The sequence below is a fragment of the Bacillus paramycoides genome, assembly GCF_038971285.1.
Taxonomy (GTDB): Bacteria; Bacillota; Bacilli; order Bacillales; family Bacillaceae_G; genus Bacillus_A.
In genome coordinates this window covers 5177101-5198629 of the sequence record NZ_CP152427.1, presented here as the reverse complement: position 1 = coordinate 5198629, position 21529 = coordinate 5177101, and the positions used below count along the sequence as shown (strand labels likewise).

Annotated in this window: 20 protein-coding genes and 1 riboswitch; of the genes, 16 read left to right on the top strand and 4 right to left on the bottom strand. The window is 36.1% G+C overall.

Features of this window, described 5'->3' with window-relative positions; translation table 11 throughout:
* The first annotated feature begins 237 nt into the window (after positions 1-237).
* From AAG068_RS27035 to AAG068_RS27015, 5 genes are all read left to right on the top strand, one after another.
* On the top strand, positions 238-1437 hold the full coding sequence (locus tag AAG068_RS27035; protein WP_342716502.1) for an MFS transporter: 1200 nt from the start codon (positions 238-240) through the stop codon (positions 1435-1437).
* 208 nt (positions 1438-1645) lie between these two features.
* A complete protein-coding gene (locus tag AAG068_RS27030) occupies positions 1646-2362 on the top strand; it encodes a LytR/AlgR family response regulator transcription factor (protein WP_342716501.1) in 717 nt (238 codons plus the stop codon).
* Positions 2363-2483: 121 nt separating this feature from the next.
* Positions 2484-4559, top strand: coding sequence for a carbon starvation protein CstA (cstA, locus tag AAG068_RS27025; protein ID WP_342716500.1), 2076 nt, complete (start codon positions 2484-2486; stop codon positions 4557-4559).
* A complete protein-coding gene (locus tag AAG068_RS27020; protein WP_342716499.1) occupies positions 4552-4755 on the top strand; it encodes a YbdD/YjiX family protein in 204 nt (67 codons plus the stop codon). Before cstA ends, AAG068_RS27020 begins: the two co-directional genes overlap by 8 nt.
* 145 nt (positions 4756-4900) lie before the next feature.
* Positions 4901-5956 carry a diguanylate cyclase gene (locus AAG068_RS27015; RefSeq protein ID WP_342716498.1) on the top strand — a complete coding sequence of 352 codons (1056 nt, stop codon included), beginning with the start codon at positions 4901-4903 and terminating at the stop codon, positions 5954-5956.
* An 82-nt stretch (positions 5957-6038) separates the two neighbouring features.
* Here AAG068_RS27015 and pdxK read toward each other — a convergent pair whose 3' ends face one another.
* Entirely contained in the window at positions 6039-6863 is an 825-nt protein-coding gene (gene pdxK, locus AAG068_RS27010; protein ID WP_000174252.1) for a pyridoxine/pyridoxal/pyridoxamine kinase, read from the bottom strand.
* A gap of 134 nt (positions 6864-6997) precedes the next feature.
* On the opposite strand from pdxK, the gene AAG068_RS27005 reads away from it, so the two are divergent.
* The 3 genes from AAG068_RS27005 to AAG068_RS26995 all read left to right on the top strand — a co-directional run bounded on the left by AAG068_RS27005 (position 6998) and on the right by AAG068_RS26995 (position 10055).
* Complete coding sequence (locus AAG068_RS27005) at positions 6998-8569, top strand: GAF domain-containing sensor histidine kinase (protein ID WP_342716497.1); 1572 nt, start codon at positions 6998-7000, stop codon at positions 8567-8569.
* A gap of 20 nt (positions 8570-8589) precedes the next feature.
* Entirely contained in the window at positions 8590-9237 is a 648-nt protein-coding gene (locus AAG068_RS27000) for a response regulator transcription factor (RefSeq protein ID WP_342716496.1), read from the top strand.
* Positions 9238-9428: 191 nt separating this feature from the next.
* The gene (locus AAG068_RS26995) at positions 9429-10055 is read left to right on the top strand and encodes an FMN-dependent NADH-azoreductase (protein WP_342716495.1); all 627 of its coding nucleotides are present in this window, start codon (positions 9429-9431) and stop codon (positions 10053-10055) included.
* 62 nt (positions 10056-10117) lie between these two features.
* Here the strand turns inward: AAG068_RS26995 and AAG068_RS26990 are convergent, their stop codons facing one another.
* Positions 10118-10789: a transcriptional regulator YeiL gene (locus tag AAG068_RS26990; protein WP_342716494.1), complete on the bottom strand. Its 672-nt coding sequence runs from the start codon at positions 10787-10789 to the stop codon at positions 10118-10120.
* A 106-nt stretch (positions 10790-10895) separates the two neighbouring features.
* Here AAG068_RS26990 and AAG068_RS26985 point away from each other — a divergent pair, with 106 nt between their 5' ends.
* A complete protein-coding gene (locus AAG068_RS26985; protein WP_342716493.1) occupies positions 10896-11591 on the top strand; it encodes a YjjG family noncanonical pyrimidine nucleotidase in 696 nt (231 codons plus the stop codon).
* Positions 11592-11631: 40 nt separating this feature from the next.
* Here the strand turns inward: AAG068_RS26985 and AAG068_RS26980 are convergent, their stop codons facing one another.
* On the bottom strand, positions 11632-12864 hold the full coding sequence (locus tag AAG068_RS26980; RefSeq protein WP_342716492.1) for a chloride channel protein: 1233 nt from the start codon (positions 12862-12864) through the stop codon (positions 11632-11634).
* Between the two features lie 313 nt (positions 12865-13177).
* A riboswitch (SAM riboswitch) is annotated at positions 13178-13282 on the top strand.
* 93 nt (positions 13283-13375) lie between these two features.
* Between AAG068_RS26980 and AAG068_RS26975 the strand changes: the two genes are divergently transcribed.
* From AAG068_RS26975 to AAG068_RS26965, 3 genes are all read left to right on the top strand, one after another.
* Positions 13376-14674: a bifunctional O-acetylhomoserine aminocarboxypropyltransferase/cysteine synthase gene (locus tag AAG068_RS26975; RefSeq protein ID WP_342716491.1), complete on the top strand. Its 1299-nt coding sequence runs from the start codon at positions 13376-13378 to the stop codon at positions 14672-14674.
* Positions 14658-15563, top strand: coding sequence for a homoserine O-acetyltransferase MetA (gene metA / locus AAG068_RS26970; protein WP_342716490.1), 906 nt, complete (start codon positions 14658-14660; stop codon positions 15561-15563). The genes AAG068_RS26975 and metA overlap by 17 nt, the downstream gene beginning before the upstream one ends.
* Before the next feature lie 141 nt (positions 15564-15704).
* Positions 15705-17000, top strand: coding sequence for a homoserine dehydrogenase (locus tag AAG068_RS26965; RefSeq protein WP_342716489.1), 1296 nt, complete (start codon positions 15705-15707; stop codon positions 16998-17000).
* Positions 17001-17030: 30 nt separating this feature from the next.
* Here the strand turns inward: AAG068_RS26965 and AAG068_RS26960 are convergent, their stop codons facing one another.
* The gene (locus AAG068_RS26960; RefSeq protein ID WP_342716488.1) at positions 17031-17657 is read right to left on the bottom strand and encodes a YczE/YyaS/YitT family protein; all 627 of its coding nucleotides are present in this window, start codon (positions 17655-17657) and stop codon (positions 17031-17033) included.
* Between the two features lie 98 nt (positions 17658-17755).
* On the opposite strand from AAG068_RS26960, the gene AAG068_RS26955 reads away from it, so the two are divergent.
* The 4 genes from AAG068_RS26955 to AAG068_RS26940 are packed head-to-tail and all read left to right on the top strand — an operon-like array spanning position 17756 to position 21524.
* Entirely contained in the window at positions 17756-18733 is a 978-nt protein-coding gene (locus AAG068_RS26955) for a LacI family DNA-binding transcriptional regulator (protein ID WP_342716487.1), read from the top strand.
* A 10-nt stretch (positions 18734-18743) separates the two neighbouring features.
* Complete coding sequence (locus AAG068_RS26950; RefSeq protein ID WP_342716486.1) at positions 18744-19625, top strand: SGNH/GDSL hydrolase family protein; 882 nt, start codon at positions 18744-18746, stop codon at positions 19623-19625.
* On the top strand, positions 19622-20539 hold the full coding sequence (locus AAG068_RS26945; RefSeq protein ID WP_342716485.1) for an ABC transporter ATP-binding protein: 918 nt from the start codon (positions 19622-19624) through the stop codon (positions 20537-20539). Before AAG068_RS26950 ends, AAG068_RS26945 begins: the two co-directional genes overlap by 4 nt.
* Positions 20532-21524, top strand: coding sequence for an ABC transporter permease subunit (locus tag AAG068_RS26940; RefSeq protein ID WP_342716484.1), 993 nt, complete (start codon positions 20532-20534; stop codon positions 21522-21524). Before AAG068_RS26945 ends, AAG068_RS26940 begins: the two co-directional genes overlap by 8 nt.
* The last annotated feature ends 5 nt before the right edge of the window (positions 21525-21529 follow it).

Sequence of the window (21529 nt, the reverse complement as noted above, 5' to 3'; positions counted from 1 at the left end):
CGTCCTATCGCTACTTTTTTATTTGGCCATTTTTGATAAAGTAAGGTTTTTATCATCTATCATTCATTGCTCCAGCTGAATTTTGAGGCAAGGGTCTTACTGGGCGCTCAAATAGTGGGATAAGTATTTTATTTTTTGGGAATGATGAAGGAGAATTTTTTACACGAAAGTATTTTACTTATACAATTCACACATGTAAAATGATGTGTAAAGACAGCTGTGTAAGGAGGACTTCTTGTGGGTAAGGTGAAAGAAATTTCGAAGCGAAAGCTACTTGGTATAGCAGGGCTTGGATGGTTATTTGACGCAATGGATGTTGGAATGCTTTCATTCGTAATGGTAGCGCTGCAAAAAGATTGGGGATTAAGTACGCAAGAAATGGGCTGGATAGGAAGCATTAATTCAATTGGTATGGCAGTTGGAGCGCTCGTTTTTGGAATATTATCAGATAAAATAGGACGGAAATCAGTCTTTATTATTACATTATTACTATTTTCTATCGGTAGTGGTTTAACTGCTTTAACGACAACACTTGCGATGTTCCTTGTTTTACGATTTTTAATTGGTATGGGGCTTGGCGGAGAACTTCCAGTTGCTTCTACATTAGTATCGGAGAGCGTTGAAGCACATGAACGTGGCAAAATAGTTGTGCTATTAGAAAGTTTTTGGGCAGGTGGATGGCTAATTGCAGCTCTTATCTCTTATTTTGTTATTCCGAAATATGGTTGGGAAGTTGCAATGGTATTGAGTGCGGTTCCAGCACTATATGCTTTATATTTAAGATGGAATTTACCGGATTCTCCGAGATTCCAAAAGGTTGAAAAAAGACCGTCGGTTATTGAAAATATAAAATCAGTTTGGTCTGGGGAATACCGTAAGGCAACAATTATGTTATGGATTCTATGGTTTTCTGTTGTCTTTTCCTATTATGGGATGTTCCTTTGGTTACCTAGTGTTATGGTATTAAAAGGATTTAGCTTAATAAAAAGTTTCCAATACGTACTGATTATGACGTTAGCTCAATTGCCAGGGTATTTCACAGCTGCTTGGTTTATTGAACGTCTTGGTCGTAAATTTGTTTTAGTTACGTATTTAATCGGTACAGCGTGCAGTGCTTACTTGTTTGGAGTGGCAGAGTCATTAACGGTATTAATCGTAGCAGGCATGTTATTATCCTTCTTTAATTTAGGTGCTTGGGGTGCATTGTATGCTTATACACCTGAACAGTATCCGACAGTTATTCGTGGTACAGGTGCAGGGATGGCTGCAGCATTTGGTCGTATTGGCGGTATTCTTGGTCCGTTATTAGTAGGATATTTGGTTGCTTCACAGGCCTCACTATCACTAATATTTACGATTTTCTGTGGATCGATTTTAATTGGCGTATTTGCTGTAATTGTACTTGGACAAGAAACGAAACAACGAGAATTAGTATAAGGTGAGATTTTAATCAGTGAGGGATTTATTCCCGCGCTGATTATTGGTATTTACCAATAGCAGGATAAAAAGGAAGGGGAACCGTGAAGGTTTCCTTTTTTCTGTTTTTTTAGATAAATAATGGTATAGTAAGAAAAAGGGAATGTTCTTTATAAAAGCGAATGTATACAACAGGACATACGGACAAAAGAATTAGGTGGTTGAAGAAATGAAAATTTTACTGATCATGGAAGAAGCAGAAGAGCGAAGAAGTTTAGCTGAAAAATTCACTGAAAATATAAGGAATGTAGAATGTTTTGAAGCAAACACAGGAACAGAATCGTTATTTATCATGAAAAAGCATACACCAGATTTTGTTTTTTTGAATTCGAAATTACTAGATGGAACAGGTTTTGAATATGCAAGTTTATTACGTGAAGTAAATTGTTATACAAAATTTATTTTTATGGGTGGAGATATAGAAGAGTCGATTACAGCATTTCGTTTTCAAGCATTTTATTATTTACTACGCCCATTTCGCGAAGAAGATTTGCAATTCCTTTTATATAGAATGGGGAAAGAGCAAGGCGAGAAAGCAAAGAGTTATTTACGAAAATTACCGATAGAAGGTCAAGAGGGGATTCGGTATATTTTCCCTGAAGATATTGTATATGTAAGCAAAAATAAGGAAAACAAAACGGTTTCAATTTATACAACAAATAATCAGTATATTTCAACATATACACTTCAGGAGCTGGAAAATAAGCTAAATGTATATGATTTTTTACGTGTGCATAAAAGTTATTTAATTAACATGTCATATGTACAAGAGCTAAAACCTTACTATAATGGCACATATAATTTGTATTTGGATAAATATGATGAGCAACCGATTCCAGTTAGTCGTAATTATGTGAAAAAACTCCGAAATAAAATTGAATTATAGTAGATAATGCAAACTTTTTAACATGATAAACTAAAAATCCTTCATGATAAGGAGGATTTAAGTTAAATATTCAGAAAATTTAGTACAATCCCACTAAGAAATAGTATTGGGGGGATTGTATGTGAGAACATTGAAGTCGATTTTGCTTTGGGGAGTTATTGCAGCAGTAGGAGCGGGTGCTTTTGGTGTAATAGCTTTATCGCAAGGTGAAACTATTAATGCCGTGTGGCTCTTAGTAGCTGCGGTATGTGTATATGCAGTTGCTTATCGATTTTATAGTAGATTTATAGCGAGAAAGGTATTCGGTTTAGATAATAATCGGCAAACACCAGCCCATACATTAAACGATGGAAAGGACTATGTTCCGACGAATAAATGGGTATTATTTGGGCATCATTTTGCAGCGATTGCTGGGGCAGGACCGTTAGTAGGACCGATTTTGGCAGCGCAAATGGGTTATTTACCAGGGACAATATGGATTATTGTTGGGGTAGTTGTCGCTGGAGCTGTACAAGATTTTGTAATTTTATTTGCTTCGATGAGACGTAATGGTAAATCTTTAGGAGAAATGATTAAAGATGAAATCGGTCCTGTTACAGGGCTCATTGCAATGATTGGCATTTTAGGCATTATGATTATTTTATTAGCGGTATTAGCATTAGTAGTAGTAAAGGCGCTTGTCGGAAGTCCTTGGGGAATGTTTACAATAGCAGCGACGATTCCTATCGCTATTTTAATGGGAGTGTACATGCGCTACATTAGGCCTGGACGGGTTGGTGAAGGATCAGCAATCGGAATTATCCTACTTATACTGTCCCTTATTGGAGGGCAGTATGTAGCCGAAAATCCAATGCTTGCAAGTATGTTCACGTTTAGCGGTGAAACGATTGCTATTATGCTTATTGTATATGGATTTATCGCATCGGCCTTACCAGTGTGGATGCTTTTAGCACCACGTGACTATTTAAGCACATTTTTAAAAGTTGGAACAATTGTAGGGTTAGCAATCGGTATTTTAATTGTAGCACCCGATTTACAAATGCCGGCAGTTTCAAAATTTATTGATGGAACTGGTCCTGTGTTCTCCGGAAACTTATTCCCATTCTTATTTATTACAATTGCTTGTGGTGCAGTGTCTGGATTCCATGCTCTCGTTTCGTCAGGTACGACGCCGAAGATGATTGAGCAAGAGGGACACGCACAACCAATCGGTTACGGAGCAATGTTAATGGAGTCGTTTGTAGCGGCGATGGCGATGATTGCAGCTTGTGTATTAACACCAGGAACTTACTTTGCAATCAATAGTCCAGCAGCACTTATCGGTACGGATGTCTCTCAAGCAGCTCAAGTTATTTCTTCATGGGGATTTGCTATTACACCAAATGAATTAAAAGATCTTGCTGTGAATGTTGGAGAGCAAACGATTTTATCACGTACAGGTGGTGCGCCAACGTTAGCTATAGGTATGGCATATATTTTCTCGCAAGTAATAGGCGGAACGGCCATGATGGCCTTTTGGTATCATTTTGCAATCCTCTTTGAAGCTTTATTCATTTTAACAACAATTGATGCTGGAACGCGCGTAGGCCGATTTATGATTCAAGATATTTTAGGGCATGTATATAAGCCGTTTGGGAAAACGGATTCTACATTAGCAAATGTAATAGCTACAACGTTATGTGTATTAGGATGGGGCTATTTCTTATATCAAGGGGTAGTTGATCCGCTTGGTGGAATTAATACATTATGGCCACTTTTCGGCATTGCAAACCAAATGTTAGCAGGTATTGCATTATTACTTGGAACGACAATTTTGTTCAAAATGGGGAAAAAGGCATATGTTTGGGTGACACTTATTCCAACTGTCGGATTGCTTATTGTAACAATGACGGCGGGTTATCAAAAGCTATTTCATGAAAATCCTAAAATAGGATTTCTATCTCATGCAAAGGTGTTTCAGGGAGCATTAGATGAGGGGAAAGTGTTAGCACCAGCTAAAAATGTCGCTCAAATGAAGCAAATCATCTTCAACGATTATATCGATGCAGCACTTTGCGGAATTTTTATGATCGTTGTAATTGCTGTATTAATTTCTGCAATTAGAATTTGGATTCAAGTATTAAGAAATAAGCTAATGCCGCTAAAAGAGGCACCATATATACCTAGAGATGAAAGTGAGTCGAGGAACTATGCTTAAAAGACTACGACAAGTATGGGGACAAAGAAAACACTTTATTAGTTTGCTCGTTGGGGTACCAAGTTATGAAAAATATGTAGAGCATATGAAAAGGCATCATCCAGAAGAAGAGGTTGTATGTCAAAAACAGTTTTTTGCAGAAGCGCAAGAAGCTAGATTTAATGCAAAGGGCGGAAAGATATCACGCTGTTGTTAATGAAAAGGACGAATTTTCGTCCTTTTTTATTTTTGCTGTTTCACGTGGAACAGCAAAAAATAAATAAAAAGCTTTGGGAATTATAGGTATTTCGTATACAATAAAATAAGGAAAGGGATAGATAGAAAAGTAGGGAGATTATTTTATGTTAAAGGACTTATTTGTAAATACAACGATTATTCTTTCCTTTATTTTTGTTGGAGGTCAGATTTTAAGAGATAAACCGTTAAAAGAAGGGCTCTCTTTTTGGCAGAAATGTGTAGTAGGTATTATTACTGGAATGTTAAGTGTATTGTTGATGTACTTTGGTGTACATATTGAAAATATTATGTTGGATCTACGTTATTTAGCGGTTATTTTGGCAATTATAATCGGAGGTCCGATAGCTAGTAGTATAACAGTTACTATTATTTTGATCACCCGATTATTTTTAACTGAGTATTCTTTAGCCTCTGAATTGGCTTGTTATACGATTATATTGATAGGTATTGGGATTACTTTCATTTGGCGGATGAAAGCTTCTATATTTACAAAGTGGATCTGGTTTAATGTATATAGTTTATTTATTTTAGCAGTGCCACTTTCTATTTTATTTAAGGATATGTCTATAGTAGCACTATATTTAGTTTGTAGTAGTGTTGCAGCATATATCACATTTATAAGTGCAAATTATGTATTGCAATCCAATGAGTTATTTCAAACGATGAAGCAATATGCAACGATAGATGCATTGACAGGTTTAGGAAACGTAAGACAATTTGATTTAGAGATGAATCGTCATATTGGTAATAAGCGTATGACAAATGATTCACTTTGTTTACTACTTATAGATATTGATCATTTTAAGTATGTAAATGATACGTATGGGCATCCGGCAGGAGATGAAGTGTTAAAACAAATAGGTTATATTTTAAGAGAAGTTTCACCGTTCCCAAATTTGGCCTTTCGAAAAGGTGGAGAGGAGTTCGCGCTTTTGATACCAAAAAAGGGAATAGCTTATGGAATGCGTACGGGAGAACAAGTTCGTACAGCTGTTGAAAACCATTCATTTCAGTTGTTAAATGGGACAAAAATAAATATTACAGTTTCAGTAGGCATTTCAGTGTATGAAGAATCTCCAGAGCAATTTATTCAAGCAGCTGATGATGCATTATATTATTCCAAAAGAAATGGTAGAAATCAGGTTAGTTCTGCCTCCTAAAGGTAAGATGACCCGAAGAGCTTATAAAAAAACACCCACAGAGAAGGAATATATTCACTCTGTGGGTGTTTTCATTTACAGGTTAGACAAGTTCTTTTGATACAACGAATTTACGATATGCACCGTGATGTGTTGGGCCTACGTATTCGTTAATCTTGAATGAATAACGGATAGCAGCTGTGATAAATTCTTTAGCAGTTTTTACTGCTTCTTTCACAGGTTTTCCTTTTGCAAGTTCTGCTGTAATTGCAGCAGAATATGTACAACCTGCGCCGTGTGTATTTGTCGTATCAATCTTTTCTGATTCTAGAAGATCGAATGTTTCTCCGTCATATAGGACGTCGATAGCAGTTTCTGTACCAAGCTTGCTACCGCCTTTAATTAGGACGTATTTCGCACCTAAAGCGTGGATTTTTTTCGCTGCTTCTTTCATGTCTTCAAGAGAATTAATTTTTACACCACTTAATTGGTAAGCTTCAAATAAGTTTGGTGTTACAACTAATGCTTTTGGAACTAGAACGTCACGTAAGCAATCATTCGTTTCAGGATGTAATGCTTCATCAGCACCTTTACATACCATAACAGGGTCCACTACTACATTTTTGAAATTATGTTTTTCGATTGTTTCTGCAACCATTTCAATAATTTCTACTGATCCGAGCATACCTGTTTTTAAAGCATCTACTCCAACACCTTCAATTGTCGTTTCTAATTGTGGTTTTAATGTAGAAGCTGGGATTGGGAATACGTTATGTGCCCAACCGTTATGTGGATCCATCGTTACGATTGTCGTAAGAGATGTCATTCCGTATACACCAAGTTCTTGGAATGTTTTTAAATCTGCTTGTATACCAGCACCGCCACTTGTGTCAGAACCAGCGATAGTAAGTGCTTTATTTAATGTCATTATGAAAGCCCCCTCAGGTGATATAATGAAAACTATGTTTTCACCATTATATCAATGTTACGAATAAGTACAAAGTGAAAAGTAGATGATTTATGTTAGAGGCTATGTAAAATCTTGTATGTAGGAGACGAATTATGTTTCAAGAGAATCGTACAAATGAATTAGTTATATTAAAAGAAATTGCAGAAACACTAAATACATCAAATGATACATATCATGTATTGCAAGCAGTACTAGAAAAATTACTTAGTGTAACAGGTTTAACGACAGGATGGATTTTTCTGGCGGATGAAAATGGGAGATATACGAAATTAATTGATTACCAGTTACCAGAGGCACTTACATATGAAAACAAACGCCCGATGTGTGAAGGGGAATGTTGGTGTTTACGAGGCTTTGTGGATGGAAAATTAGAGCGGGCTGTTAATATTATTGAATGTAAAAGAATTAATAACGCAATTGAATATAATTGGGGAGATACGGAAGGGATTCTTCATCATGCAACCGTTCCTTTAAAGGCTGGAGGAGAAAAATTTGGTTTGTTAAATGTGGCGAGCCCAGGTAAAACACATTTTTCAGAAGAAGAGCTAGTGTTGCTCCAATCAGTTGCTTTTCAAATTGGAACGGCTTTAAAACGAGCAAAGTTATATGAAAATGAGAAGCGAAGAGCGCATTATTATGTGAAATTAGAACGGTTCATTCAAGTTTTAAGAACGATTCATCAAATTAATATATTGCCTGAAAAAGTTGTAAATCAATTAGGTGAAGTGTTTCAGTGGAATCAAATCGCATTCTTTATTAGGGAAGAAAAAGAATTATCCTTGCGGGCATCTTATTGCCTGGAAGAATTACAAGAAGATATAAAAGAAGCAGCGAAAGAAGCGTTAGAAAAAAGTGAACCTATTTTATTAAATCATCAAACCCATCATAAGGTAGCCTCTAATAGAACGGTTATTGCTACACCAATACAGATTCAAAGTCATATATTTGGTGTTTTATGTGTTAGTTCAAATAATGGTGAATTTGATGTGAATACGATAGATGTACTTCAAGCAATAACAAATCATATTTCTTTTGTGATAGAAAATATAAGATTAAATGAGCAACGACGTGAACTTGTACGAATGGAAGAAAGAAACCGATTAGCAAGGGATTTACATGATTCTGTTTCACAAAAATTATTTTCATTAACCTTTATGACAAAAGGTGCTGAGGCAGTTTTAAAAGGTCAAAATGAAAAGGTAGACCAATCTTTACATGAGATGCGTGAATTAGCGCAAGGAGCTTTAAAGGAAATGAGGACGTTAATTTGGCAATTACGTCCAGCTGGTTTAGAGAAAGGATTACTACCAGCTTTAAAGCAGTACGGTGAAAACTTGGGGCTGAAAATTAGGGAACAAGTTACAGGTGTCCGTGATTTGCCACGCGTAGTAGAGGAAGCGCTATGGAGAATTGGACAAGAAGCTTTAAATAACGTAAGCAAACATGCGAATGTTAGAGAAGCGACGATTTATTTCAAAGTGACGGAGAAGAATGTATCATTGGAAATAGTCGATCAAGGAAACGGCTTTGTAGAAAAGGATATAAAAGAGAAGAAATCACTTGGCATGACTACGATGCGAGAAAGAGTAGAATTAGTCGGTGGAACAATTAAAATTGTAAGTGGTAAGAAAAGGACCAGTGTAAAAATAAGCGTACCATTATGATGTGAAAATGAGGGAAGTTCGTGAAAATAAAAGTATTGTTAGTCGATGATCATACAGTTGTTTTAAAAGGATTGGCATTTTTTTTAAGTACGCAGGAAGATTTAGAGTTAGTTGGAGAAGCAAGTAATGGGAAAGAGGCATTAGTGAAAGTAGGGGAGACAAATCCTGATGTTGTACTAATGGATTTATACATGCCCGAAATGGATGGTGTTGAGGCGACAGCGTGTATTAAAAAAGAATATCCAAATGTGAAAGTAATTGTATTAACTAGCTTTTCTGATCAGGCGCATGTTTTACCAGCATTAAGGGCGGGAGCAAGTGGCTATATTTTAAAAGATGTAGAACCAGATCAGCTTGTTGAAGCGATTCGAAGCGCATATAAAGGTAATATTCAATTACATCCCGATATAGCAAATGCCCTTCTCTCTCAAACATTACCTGTGGTAGAAAAAGAAGAAGAACCTTCTATTCAAGTAGATGTGCTAACAGCAAGAGAAAATGAAGTGTTGCAACTATTAGCGAAGGGGATGAGTAATAAAGAAATCGCTTCTGTTTTAGTTATTACAGAAAAAACGGTAAAAGCTCACGTCAGTAGTATTTTGAGTAAGTTGAATTTATCTGATCGTACGCAAGCGGCGTTATATGCAGTGAAAAATGGAGTCGTATAAGACAAAAGTCGTAAGACCTAGTTCGCCTTTAGAAGGTGGACTTTTTTTATGGAAAAATACGTCTATGTGAGGACGAAATTATCTTGGTATAAAGATAAAATATGTTTGTAAGCAACAAAACAACAATTACAAGGGATACCTTTTTTGAAAGCATATAACAACATACGAGTGAGTAGTAGGAGGAAGAAATAATGGCAACAGTTTTATTTGTAAAAGCAAACAACCGCCCAGCGGAACAAGCAGTTAGTGTGAAATTATACGAGGCATTTTTAGCAAACTATAAAGAAGCACATCCAAACGATACAGTAGTAGAGCTAGATTTATATAAAGAAGAACTACCATATGTAGGCGCCGATATGATTAACGGTACATTCAAAGCAGGTAAAGGATTTGACTTAACGGAAGAGGAAGCAAAAGCAGTAGCAGTTGCTGATAAGTATTTAAATCAATTTCTAGAAGCTGATAAAGTCGTTTTCGGTTTCCCGTTATGGAACTTAACAATTCCAGCAGTGCTACACACATATATTGATTATTTAAACCGAGCTGGTAAAACGTTTAAATATACGCCAGAAGGCCCAGTTGGTCTAATTGGAGATAAGAAGATTGCATTATTAAACGCACGCGGCGGCGTATATTCTGAAGGCCCGGCAGCTGAAGTAGAAATGGCTGTTAAATATGTAGCAAGCATGATGGGCTTCTTCGGCGCAACAAACATGGAAACAGTAGTTATTGAAGGACATAATCAATTCCCAGATAAAGCAGAAGAAATCATTGCAGCTGGTCTTGAAGAAGCAGCTAAAGTAGCAAGCAAATTTTAATTGAAAATAGAATCGTCACTCGAAAAAAGTAGCATTAACAGATCTGCGTTAATGCTACTTTTTTATATTTTAAGTTCGTCAGCCAGTTTTTCCAATTGCATTCGATCTTGTATGTAATAGGTTCTTCCGTCTTTTTTTAAATAGTGTTGTTGGCAAAATTGGTTTAATACATATAAAAGATGGCGGTAGCTGACATTTAAATATTCCGAGACCTCGGTATGTTTTTCTGTATAACTGTTATTTTGTTCTGTTAATAGAATAAATGCCGCTAAACGGCTTTCGAATGGATAACTATTATTTTTAGCATAACTTTCTGTTCGGGTAATTGTTTTTTTACCGATAAATTTGCATAGTTTCTGTAGAAAGGTAGCATCTTGTAACAAAAGATGCTGACAATCTTTAAGAGGAAGCGCTAAGCATATACAATCTTCGATTACTTCCACCGTTTTCGTGACGGATTCCACGCCAATTAATCCTAATTCCCCAATGAACGAAGGTGCTTGAATAAAGTTAATTAAGGAGATCTTTCCGTTTTTGTGACTCATATATATTTTTGCTTTCCCGGAAATTAAGTAATAAAGATAAGGAACATGAACCCCTTCATTACATATCTTTTCTCTCTCCTGAAAGGAATGTAGTTCAGCATACGGTAAGATGTCAAAAGAAAAGAGAGTATGGAAGTTGTAAGTTTGTATGTAATGAGAGATTTCTTCGCTATTTTTGCTGACTTTCATATTTTCACCTCATACTTAGTATGAGATATCTCCTATTATTTTTACAAGAAAGAATGATACGATTTACTTAAATTTGTTTTTGTAGAAAAGAGAGTGTGAGGGGTTTATGAAAAAATACAAAACACTATTATTTGATGTAGATGATACATTGTTAGATTTTCAAAAGGCGGAAAAAACGGCGTTACGTATGCTTTTTGAAGAGAAAGGGATGTCTCTAACTAGCGAGATTGAAGCGCAATATAAAAAAATTAATAAAAGTCTTTGGACCGCTTTTGAAGAAGGTGAAATAAATCGTGATGAAGTCGTAAATACACGATTTTCGATTTTGTTTAAAGAATACGGGGAAGAAGTAGATGGGATATTATTCGAATATAATTATCGCAACTACTTAGAGGAAGGGAATCACCTCATACAAGGTGCATTTGAATTTATAAATCAAATTCAAGGAGAGTATGATTTATATATAGTGACAAACGGTGTTTCTAAAACGCAAGATAAACGTTTGCGTAATGCAGGATTACATTCAATGTTTAAAGATATTTTTGTTTCTGAAGATACAGGTTATCAAAAGCCAATGAAGGAGTATTTTGATTATGTTTTTGAGCGAATTCCTAATTTTTCTCCTGAAGAAGGGCTCATTATTGGGGATTCGTTAAGCGCTGATATTAAAGGTGGATATGTAGCGGGAATTGATACTTGTTGGTTTAATCCAGAAAAGAAATCAAATCATAGCGAGATTATGCCAACATATGAAGTGCAAAATTTTGAAGAATTATATGCACTGTTGAAGCAGCATGTGTAATAAAAATAGGCAGTGGAACTTTTGTCCCTACTGCCTATTTTTATGCGTTTGTAGCTTCGCTGTTTTTAGGAAGTGGAAATGTATTACCAATCGCTGCCGCTCCAAGCATTGGTAATAGTAAATTGAGCGGGAAAAACATGAGTAGTAGTAAGGTTATAGCAATTGGTTTTCTTAATGCATAGCTTGAAATTGCTGTCGTGACGATGGCTACCGAAGCGATTGGATCTATCGGGATAATGGACGCTATCGCATATCCAATACTAGATCCAGCAAATATAATGGGGAAAATATGCCCGCCGCGCCAACCTGTATTTAAACAAACGGCAGTAATACATAATTTTAAAACACCTGAAAGAAGTAGTACCCAGAAGGATAAATGGCTCCATTCCACGACTAAATCTTTTAATTGATGTTCTCCTGAAAATAACGTGTACGGGAGAAACGTTCCTGTAATTCCTAATAAAATACCACCAATAATTCCAAGTGCTAGTTTATATTCTTTTAAGGGATGGATTAATTTCTCTAATGTGAATTCTAATTTGAAATAAAAGAATCCAACTATAGCACCGATACTAGCAAGTGGTAGAAAGGCAATCCATTCGTTAAGAGAAAGAGAACCTTCTCCGAAATCAACGATAAAGGATCCGCGATTATCGAATTTACTAAGTAATAAATAAATGGAAAAACCAGCGAAAGTAGTAGCTAAATATACAATTGCTTTTTGTCCTTTAGAAAATTCATTAATTTGGTCACCCTCATTTTCATTTGGAGCTAAATAACCGAATAGCGGCGCATTAAAAATTACACTTAAAGTAGCACCAATTCCAACCTCTGTTAGTTCATTCATTCCCTTTAAGGCGAATGTAAAACGATCCCCTACCCATGTACAAAGTCCACCAATAATGCCAACAAGTGCTGCTTCAGGACCTAAGCTAGCTCCAAAGATTAAAACGATAATCGCAGTTAAAGTAGCTTTATGTACAAAGCGGTATTCAATTCTACCTGTTTCTTTGTATTCACCCATCACTTCTGGCATAAGACGTGGATATGTGCCGAAATACTTTTGAGTTAAACCAACGAGAATACCACCGATAGTTGTGACGCAAATAGTGTAGTAAGGGGGAGAAGCGAAAATAGTAGGTAAGTACTCCCAAATAAAGTGAATGCCGATATTTATTGTAACTAAAAATAACCAGACTGTTGCTCCTACTATAGAGCCTAAAAGAGTGCCGTATAGGACGAGTATATAGTGCATGTCCTTTGTGTTTGTCATGTTATACCTCCGTTATGTAAGTTGTAATGTTAAAAGGATTAAATATGCTACTTTTAAATGAATATGTATAGTATTTTTTTGAGAGGGTGACTTATTCAATATATTGAGGTCTCGTGAGAATTTGAAATGTATACGTTAAACTACTTATTTAATTCTATATAGTAATCAGGGGTTTTGAAAGGTCTTTTTCACATAGATATGGAATATATTTCTTTTGTTATGCATGTTAAATTCTTCGTAATTAATTTAGAACATTCAGACAAACTGATTGACATTAGGAAATTATTGCTATAAAATCAACGGTAATTGCATAGTCTTATCAAGAAAAGGTGGAGGGACAGGCCCGATGAAACCTTGGCAACAGCCGTATAACGGAATTGTGCCAAATCCTGCAGGTAATAATCCTGAAAGATAAGAAAGAGCCTTTAGAGCGTGTTTTCAAACTGCTCCTTTCTTGTTTTCAGGAAAGGAGCAGTTTTTTATTTTGTATAAAAAGAAAGGAGAATGAGAGATGGGAGAATCATGGGGAAAAGGGACAATTTGTGTGCAAGGTGGCTATACGCCAAAGAATGGTGAACCGCGTGTTTTACCGCTTTATCAAAGTACAACGTATAAATACGATACTTCGGATGATTTAGCAGCCTTATTTAACTTAGAGGCGGAAGGGTATATATATACGCGTATTGGAAACCCTACTTTAGCTGCATTTGAGCAAAAGCTAGCGGATTTAGAGGGTGGTGTAGGAGCTGTTGCAACGGCTTCTGGGCAGGCTGCTATTATGCTTGCTGTTTTAAATATTTGTAGTAGCGGAGACCACTTGCTTTGTTCTTCCACAGTTTATGGCGGGACATTTAATTTATTTGGAGTGAGTTTGCGTAAGCTTGGTATTGATGTTACATTCTTTAATCCGAATTTAACTGCTGATGAAATTGTGGCCCTTGCTAATGATAAGACGAAACTCGTTTATGCAGAATCGCTAGGAAATCCAGCGATGAACGTTTTAAATTTCAAAGAACTTTCAGATGCAGCGAAAGAGTTGGAAGTGCCTTTTATCGTGGATAATACATTAGCAACTCCTTATTTATGCCAAGCATTTGAACATGGAGCAAATATTATCGTTCATTCTACGACGAAATATATTGATGGTCATGCGAGTTCGTTAGGCGGCATTGTCATTGACGGAGGGAACTTCGATTGGAAAAATGGGAAATATCCTGAACTAGTTGAACCGGATCCAAGTTATCACGGCGTAAGTTACGTTCAAAATTTTGGTGCAGCAGCTTATATTGTGAAGGCACGTGTTCAATTATTAAGAGACTACGGAAACTGTATGAGCCCATTCAATGCCTATATTAGCAATATCGGTTTAGAAACACTGCATTTACGAATGGAGCGTCATAGTGAAAATGCTCTTGCAGTTGCTAAGTGGCTTGCTAACCATGATCGTATTGAATGGGTGAATTATCCAGGGTTAGATAGTAATGAAAATTATTCGTTAGCACAAAAGTATTTGAAGAAAGGTGCTAGTGGGGTTTTAACATTCGGCATTAAGGGAGGATTAGAAGCAGCGAAAGAATTTATCGCAAATGTAAAACTAGCAACTCTCGTAACGCATGTAGCTGATGCGCGAACTTGCGTTATACATCCCGCTAGTACAACGCATAGACAATTAAGTGCTGAAGATCAACGTTTAGCTGGCGTTACATCAGATTTAATTCGTTTATCGGTTGGTATAGAAGATGTTTCGGATATTATTGCCGATTTAGAAGCAGCGTTAGTCGGAGGCAAACAACATGCCGATCATAATTGATAAAGATTTACCGGCTCGCAAAGTGTTGCAGGAGGAAAATATTTTTGTAATGACGAAGGAGCGAGCAGAGACACAAGATATACGGGCCTTGAAAATTGCTATATTAAATTTAATGCCTACAAAGCAAGAAACAGAAGCGCAATTACTTCGTTTAATTGGCAATACACCGTTGCAATTAGATGTTCATTTACTTCATATGGAATCACATTTATCCCGTAATGTAGCACAGGAACATTTAACGAGTTTTTATAAGACATTCCGTGATATTGAGAATGAGAAATTTGATGGACTGATTATTACAGGAGCACCAGTTGAAACCCTTTCTTTTGAAGAGGTAGATTATTGGGAAGAGCTTAAACGTATTATGGAGTATTCAAAAAAGAACGTAACATCTACGCTTCATATTTGCTGGGGGGCACAGGCTGGTTTGTATCATCATTATGGTGTTCCAAAGTATCCTCTTGAGGAGAAAATGTTTGGTGTATTTGAACATGAAGTTCGTGAGCAACATGTGAAATTGTTACAAGGGTTTGATGAGTTATTTTTTGCCCCGCATTCTCGTCATACGGAAGTACGAGAGAGTGACATTGGAGAAGTGAAAGAGTTAACGTTATTAGCAAACTCTGAGGAAGCGGGTGTTCATCTTGTTATTGGGCAAGAAGGAAGACAAGTGTTTGCGCTCGGTCATAGTGAATATAGTTGTGATACGTTAAAGCAAGAATACGAACGAGATCGTGACAAAGGGTTAAATATTGATGTGCCGAAAAATTATTTTAAGCATGATAATCCAAATGAGAAACCGCTTGTAAGGTGGAGAAGCCATGGAAATCTATTATTCTCTAATTGGCTAAATTATTACGTGTATCAAGAAACCCCTTATGTATTATAAAAAAAGATTGTGTAACACGTGGCAACGTTTTCTTTGCAATGGTTAACTTATATTTTTCCGAATGTTCTAAAAACATTGTTTTTCAGATTTTTTACTCATATAATTTCATCTAAACACAATTTTTGAGGGGTGGACAGTATTATGAAAGAAATTCAAGTTGGTTTATTAGGTCTTGGGACAGTTGGTAGCGGTGTAGTTCGTATCATTACAGATCATCAAGAGCGACTCATACACCAAGTAGGTTGTCCTGTAAAAGTAAAGAAAGTACTAGTACAAAATATTGAAAAAGAGAGAGAAGTAGAGGTACCTTCTACTCTATTAACGCAAAATGCAAATGAAATTTTAGATAATCCAAATATTGATGTTGTCATCGAAGTGATGGGTGGCATTGATGATGCAAAATCATATATTTTACAAGCTTTACAAAGCGGGAAGCATGTTGTGACTGCCAATAAAGATTTAATGGCGTTACATGGAGCGGAACTCTTAGCGGTAGCAAAAGATAATAAAGCAGATTTGTTTTATGAAGCAAGTGTAGCCGGAGGAATTCCGATTTTACGAAGTATCGTAGAGGGACTTTCTTCAGATCTTATTACGAAAGTAATGGGAATTGTAAATGGAACGACAAATTTTATTTTGACGAAAATGTCAGATGAAGGGAGAGCATATAACGACGTGTTAAAAGAAGCCCAGCAACTTGGATTTGCAGAAGCAGATCCAACATCAGATGTAGAAGGTTTAGACGCAGCAAGAAAAATGACGATTTTGGCTACCCTTGGTTTCTCTACAAATGTAGAGCTTGGAGATGTGAAGGTAAAAGGAATTACTTCTATTACAGAAGAAGATATTGAATACAGTAAGAGTTTAGGATACACGATTAAATTAATCGGCCTTGCGAAGCGAGATGGTGAAAAATTAGAGGTTACAGTTGAACCGACACTACTTCCAAATACACATCCTCTTGCGGCCGTACAAAACGAATATAACGCTGTATATGTGTATGGGGAAGCGGTCGGAGAAACGATGTTTTATGGACCAGGTGCAGGAAGTTTACCAACAGCAACAGCTGTTGTTTCCGATTTAGTAGCTGTAATGCAAAATATTAGATTAGGGGTAACAGGAAATAGTGCTGTAGTCCCGCAATATCAAAAAGTATTAAAAGAGCCAGACGAAATTGTTGTGAAGAAATTTTTAAGACTTCATGTGAAAGATGAAATTGGTGTATTTGCAAAAATTACTTCGTTATTCTCTGAGCGTGGCGTTAGCTTTGAAAAGATTATTCAAATGCCACTTGAAGAGAAAGGAAAGGCTGAAATTGTAATTGTAACGCATCGTGCGTCTCTTGCTGATTATGATTATATTCTACATACATTGCAATCGTATGAAGAAATAGATTGTTTGAAAGCAAACTATCGAATTGAAGGGGATGCTAAGTAGCATCTCGTATCATAAAACAGAAAGGGCCTATTAAGCAGCTTGCTTAATAGGCCCTTTTCTATTTAAAATCTTCGTACCAACTTGAATAAATGCTTGGATAATCCAGCCTGTTGTAAAGGATAAAATGATTGTTCCAAAATAGATAGGTCCATCTAATAAGAAGCTTAATGTTAAAAATAAGAATGCTAACGAAATTTCCGTTCTTCTAAATGTCCATTTCTTTTTCTCAGCAACTGTTAAAACGAAAGCTTCTTGAGGTGCTGCGCAAAGATTTGTAGAGACGTAAAGGCCAATACCGGCTCCAATGAATAGATTTCCACAAACAAGTGTTATATATTTTGGAAGAGAACGGATAGCGTCCATAATAGTTGTAATGGAACCAATCCAATCAACAAAAAGAGAAATAAGAACCATTGTTACAATTGTACCAATTGTAATTTGTTTTTTATTCCAAAAGAGTACGATAAGGGTAAAAGCAAAGTTAATCATGAAAATCCAAAAACCAATACTTATCCCGAAATTTTGATATAGTGCAATAAAGAAGGAATCATAAGGGCTAAGTCCAAAGGAAGTAATTGTCGTCATCATATTAATGCCGATGGCGAGAATGAGTAGACCGCCAATGAAAAATATATATTCTAATTTGAGTCGAAGCATAGTTGTATATCCTTTCAAAAAGTATTTGCTAGGAAAGGATATATTGTGGAAAGCTTACCAGGTCAAGGGAGAATTTTTACAGGGAAGGGGAAAATGAGATGACGAATATAAGGAAGATTGCTGAGCTTGCTGGGGTATCTGTTTCAACTGTTTCACGTGTACTAAATAATCATCCATATGTGAATGAACAGAAACGAAAAGAAATTTTAGCAATTATAGAAGAATTAAATTATACGCAAAATGTGAATGCAATTCATTTAGTGAAAGGAAAAACGAATGTAATTGGCGTGTTATTACCGCACGTAAATGATCAATATTATAGCGCTATTATCGAGGGGATATCAAAGGAAACAGCAAAGAATAATTATAATATGATGCTTTGTCAGACGAATTATAGTGAGAAAAGGGAATTAGAAATTTTAAATATGTTAAAAATGAAAAAACTTGATGGGGTTATTATATGTTCGCGGGCAAATAGTAAGGAAAAGCTTGAAGAATATACAAAATTCGGCCCTATTGTTATGTGCGAAGAAATCGACTCGAATTTCATTTCGAGTGTGCATATTGATTACTATAAAGTGTTTTCGCGCGGAATGAAAAGCTTAATAGATGCGGGCCATACAAGTATTGGGTATTGCATTGGAAGAAGTAATAGCATTAATAGTCAGAGAAGAAAACAAGCATATGAAGATTCCCTTCAACAGATTGCTGTAACACCGATAGAGGCTTGGAAGTTTAAAGGCTGTTTTACAGTGGAAGATGGGCGTAATGTGATTAGGGAATGGACACGTATGTCAGTAAAACCAACAGCGTTTCTTGTATCTTGCAACCATATTGCCGCGGGGATAGTAACGGAAGCGAAAAAACAAGGCATTCGTATTCCGGAAGATATTACGATTATCAGTTGTGATGATCAAGATGTGGCAGATATTTTAGGCATTACGACGATTTCGTATTGTAGTAAAAATGTTGGTGTGAAGGCATTTGAATTATTATATGAAAAGATTAATGATGAGCAAATCGATATAAAGCACGTAGAGTTATTGCCAGAATTAGTACATAGGGAAACAACATAATAGATAAGGTTTGAAAATCGCTTTTCAAAATTGCGTTTGGTATAATTATGGACAATCTATGAGGGCTAAAAGGGGTTTTGATATGAGATCAAAAGTAGTAAAAGTAATTCTACTCATTACAATTGCATCTTTCTGTTTATTTGCATATGGCTTTGTTTCAGGTGTAAATGATGTATTAAATCCGAAAGCTTCAAATTTAATTAAAAAGACCGATGTAGTGGCAAAAGAGAAAAAGAAAACGGGAACGTTACAAATCGTTAGTTTAGGTGATTCATTAACACGCGGTGTTGGTGATAAAGAAGGAATTGGCTATGTTGGACGGATGAAAGAAGATTTACAAAAAGATTATAAGCAAAAGGTTGCTTTAACTAACTTAGCGGTTAGTGGTGCGAAAATGCCTGACTTATTAAAACAAATTGAGAGTAGTGGCGCTCAATATTCAATTAAGCAAGCAGATGTAATCGTTTTAACGATTGGAGGAAATGATTTATTTCCAGGTTGGGACTCGCTTGGAAAGATAGATTTAGAAACATACCGTCCTGATACAGAAACATTCCAGAATGAAGCGAAGAAAATTATAGAAGAAATTCGTAAGTTAAATACAGATAGCCCAATTTTTTGGCTAGGTTTATATAATCCTTTTGAAAATGTAGAAGATTTAAAAGGGTCTTCAAACATTGTTGTAGACTGGAATGCATCTTTAGAAAAATTGGCGATAAATAATAAAAATGTGTATATTACACCGACATTTGATTTATTCCAAAACCGTGGGAAAGATTTATTATACTCCGATCATTTCCATCCGAATGAAATAGGATATACATATATGGCGGACCGATTAGTTCAAAATGTTGCGAGTAAATTAAAACTAGAACAAGGAGGGGTAAAATGACGACGATACTTTCCGTACGAGACGTGAAGAAGGTAATTGGAAAGAAGACGATTGTAGAGAATATTTCCTTTGATGTAAAACAAGGAGAAGTGTTTGGCTTCCTAGGGCCGAATGGTGCCGGAAAAACGACTACCATTCGAATGTTAGTTGGATTGATTAAGGAAACAGAAGGCACGATTTCTATCGGCGGTTATTCTATTAAGGAAAATTTCAGAGAAGCGATGCGTCAAATTGGGAGTATCGTTGAAAACCCAGAACTGTATACCTATTTAACGGGATGGGAAAATTTAAAACAATTTGCCCGTATGTTAGGTGGTATATCAGATGAACGTATTATTGAAATTGCTCAAATGGTTCATTTGGATGAAAGAATTCACGATAAGGTAAAAACATACTCACTCGGTATGAAACAGCGTCTTGGTATTGCGCAAGCGCTTCTTGGAAATCCCAAATTGCTCATATTAGATGAGCCGACAAACGGTTTAGACCCAGCTGGGATTAGAGAACTTAGGGAATTTATACATAAGCTTGTGAAAGAAGAAAATATGAGTGTGTTTATTTCAAGTCATTTGCTAAGTGAAGTGCAAATGATATGTGATCGCGTTGCTATTATTCATAAAGGAAAAATGATAACAGTTGCCAAGGTTGAAGAATTAATTCAAACAGCAAGTGATCGCGTAGAATGGATTGTTACACCAATTCTTAAGGCAAAAGATATGCTAGAAGATGTTGAGGAAGTAAGAGAAGTGAGTATAGAAGGTAATCGATTACTATGCCGCATGAATATCGCATCTATAAGTAATTGGAATAAACATTTTGTAGAAAACGGGATAGATGTACATAGCGTTAAGGAACTTGTATTTACGCTAGAAGATTTATTTATTGAACTCACAAGGGGTGAGCAGCATGCATGAATTTGCGAATCTAGTTTTAAATGAATCAGAAAAGATTTACCGCAAGAAACGTATTTTTGTTGTCATGCTTATTTTAGCAATCTTGATCCCGCTTTTTGTGTACGCGCAGTATCGTGAAATAGAAACGACACAAAAAAGACTCGGTACAACTGATTGGAAGGTTTCATTACAACAGCAAATTGTTGATTCTCAAAATCGATTGAACAATTCTAGGTTGCCAGAAGAATGGCGTGATTGGTTAAAGGTAAGAGTTGAGCAACAACAATATTATTTAGATCATGATATTAACCCGATGGCACCGGGTGCACCGACTTTTGTCAGAGCATTTATTGAACAAGGAATTACGTTATTTATTCCGCTTCTCGTAATGATTGTCGCCATTGATATCGTTTCAGGAGAACGAAGTGATGGGACGATGAAGATGTTACTTACGCGGCCAATTCGGCGCTGGAAAATACTCCTTAGTAAATACGTGACGATGTTATTTTTCATTTCGCTCATACTGTTTCTTGTAGGTTTGTTTGCTTACATACTATCAGGGCTTGTATTTGGGTACTCGGGATGGAATTTACCTGTTTTAACAGGGTTCGTCATTGATAAGGAAACGTTAAATACGAACTTTGTGCACCTTATTCCGCAGTGGCAATACATCTTAATGGCGTATGGACTAGCCTGGTTTGTTGCTATCGTTGTTGGAACTATATCATTTATGGTCTCTGTTTTAATTCGTAATACACCAGCTGGTATGGGCGTTATGCTAGCTGCATTAATTGCAGGCGGTATTTTAAGTTCGTTCGCAACATCTTGGGAAGGCGCAAAATATATTTTTAGTGTGAATTTATCATTAACGGATTATTTATCAGGAAAATTACCTGCATTACAAGGTTTATCGATGGGATTTTCTTTGATGAATTTAACTGTATGGGCCGTTGTGTCCCTAATTATTTCGTTTGTAGTATTTACAAAGCAGGATATGGTGAATTAATTGGA

What these genes read in the sequence shown, in the direction of transcription:
- AAG068_RS27020 (WP_342716499.1), top strand. Translation starts at nt 4,552, where the DNA reads ATGCTTAAAAGACTACGACAAGTATGGGGACAAAGAAAACACTTTATT.
- pdxK (WP_000174252.1), bottom strand. Translation starts at nt 6,863, where the DNA reads ATGACATTAAATAAAGCACTTACTATCGCTGGTTCTGACACAAGTGGC.
- metA (WP_342716490.1), top strand. Translation starts at nt 14,658, where the DNA reads ATGCCGATCATAATTGATAAAGATTTACCGGCTCGCAAAGTGTTGCAG.
- AAG068_RS27005 (WP_342716497.1), top strand. Translation starts at nt 6,998, where the DNA reads ATGTTTCAAGAGAATCGTACAAATGAATTAGTTATATTAAAAGAAATT.
- AAG068_RS26975 (WP_342716491.1), top strand. Translation starts at nt 13,376, where the DNA reads ATGGGAGAATCATGGGGAAAAGGGACAATTTGTGTGCAAGGTGGCTAT.
- AAG068_RS26980 (WP_342716492.1), bottom strand. Translation starts at nt 12,864, where the DNA reads ATGACAAACACAAAGGACATGCACTATATACTCGTCCTATACGGCACT.
- AAG068_RS26940 (WP_342716484.1), top strand. Translation starts at nt 20,532, where the DNA reads ATGCATGAATTTGCGAATCTAGTTTTAAATGAATCAGAAAAGATTTAC.
- AAG068_RS26955 (WP_342716487.1), top strand. Translation starts at nt 17,756, where the DNA reads ATGACGAATATAAGGAAGATTGCTGAGCTTGCTGGGGTATCTGTTTCA.
- AAG068_RS26995 (WP_342716495.1), top strand. Translation starts at nt 9,429, where the DNA reads ATGGCAACAGTTTTATTTGTAAAAGCAAACAACCGCCCAGCGGAACAA.
- AAG068_RS26985 (WP_342716493.1), top strand. Translation starts at nt 10,896, where the DNA reads ATGAAAAAATACAAAACACTATTATTTGATGTAGATGATACATTGTTA.
- AAG068_RS26965 (WP_342716489.1), top strand. Translation starts at nt 15,705, where the DNA reads ATGAAAGAAATTCAAGTTGGTTTATTAGGTCTTGGGACAGTTGGTAGC.
- AAG068_RS26945 (WP_342716485.1), top strand. Translation starts at nt 19,622, where the DNA reads ATGACGACGATACTTTCCGTACGAGACGTGAAGAAGGTAATTGGAAAG.
- AAG068_RS27030 (WP_342716501.1), top strand. Translation starts at nt 1,646, where the DNA reads ATGAAAATTTTACTGATCATGGAAGAAGCAGAAGAGCGAAGAAGTTTA.
- AAG068_RS26960 (WP_342716488.1), bottom strand. Translation starts at nt 17,657, where the DNA reads ATGCTTCGACTCAAATTAGAATATATATTTTTCATTGGCGGTCTACTC.
- AAG068_RS27015 (WP_342716498.1), top strand. Translation starts at nt 4,901, where the DNA reads ATGTTAAAGGACTTATTTGTAAATACAACGATTATTCTTTCCTTTATT.
- AAG068_RS26990 (WP_342716494.1), bottom strand. Translation starts at nt 10,789, where the DNA reads ATGAAAGTCAGCAAAAATAGCGAAGAAATCTCTCATTACATACAAACT.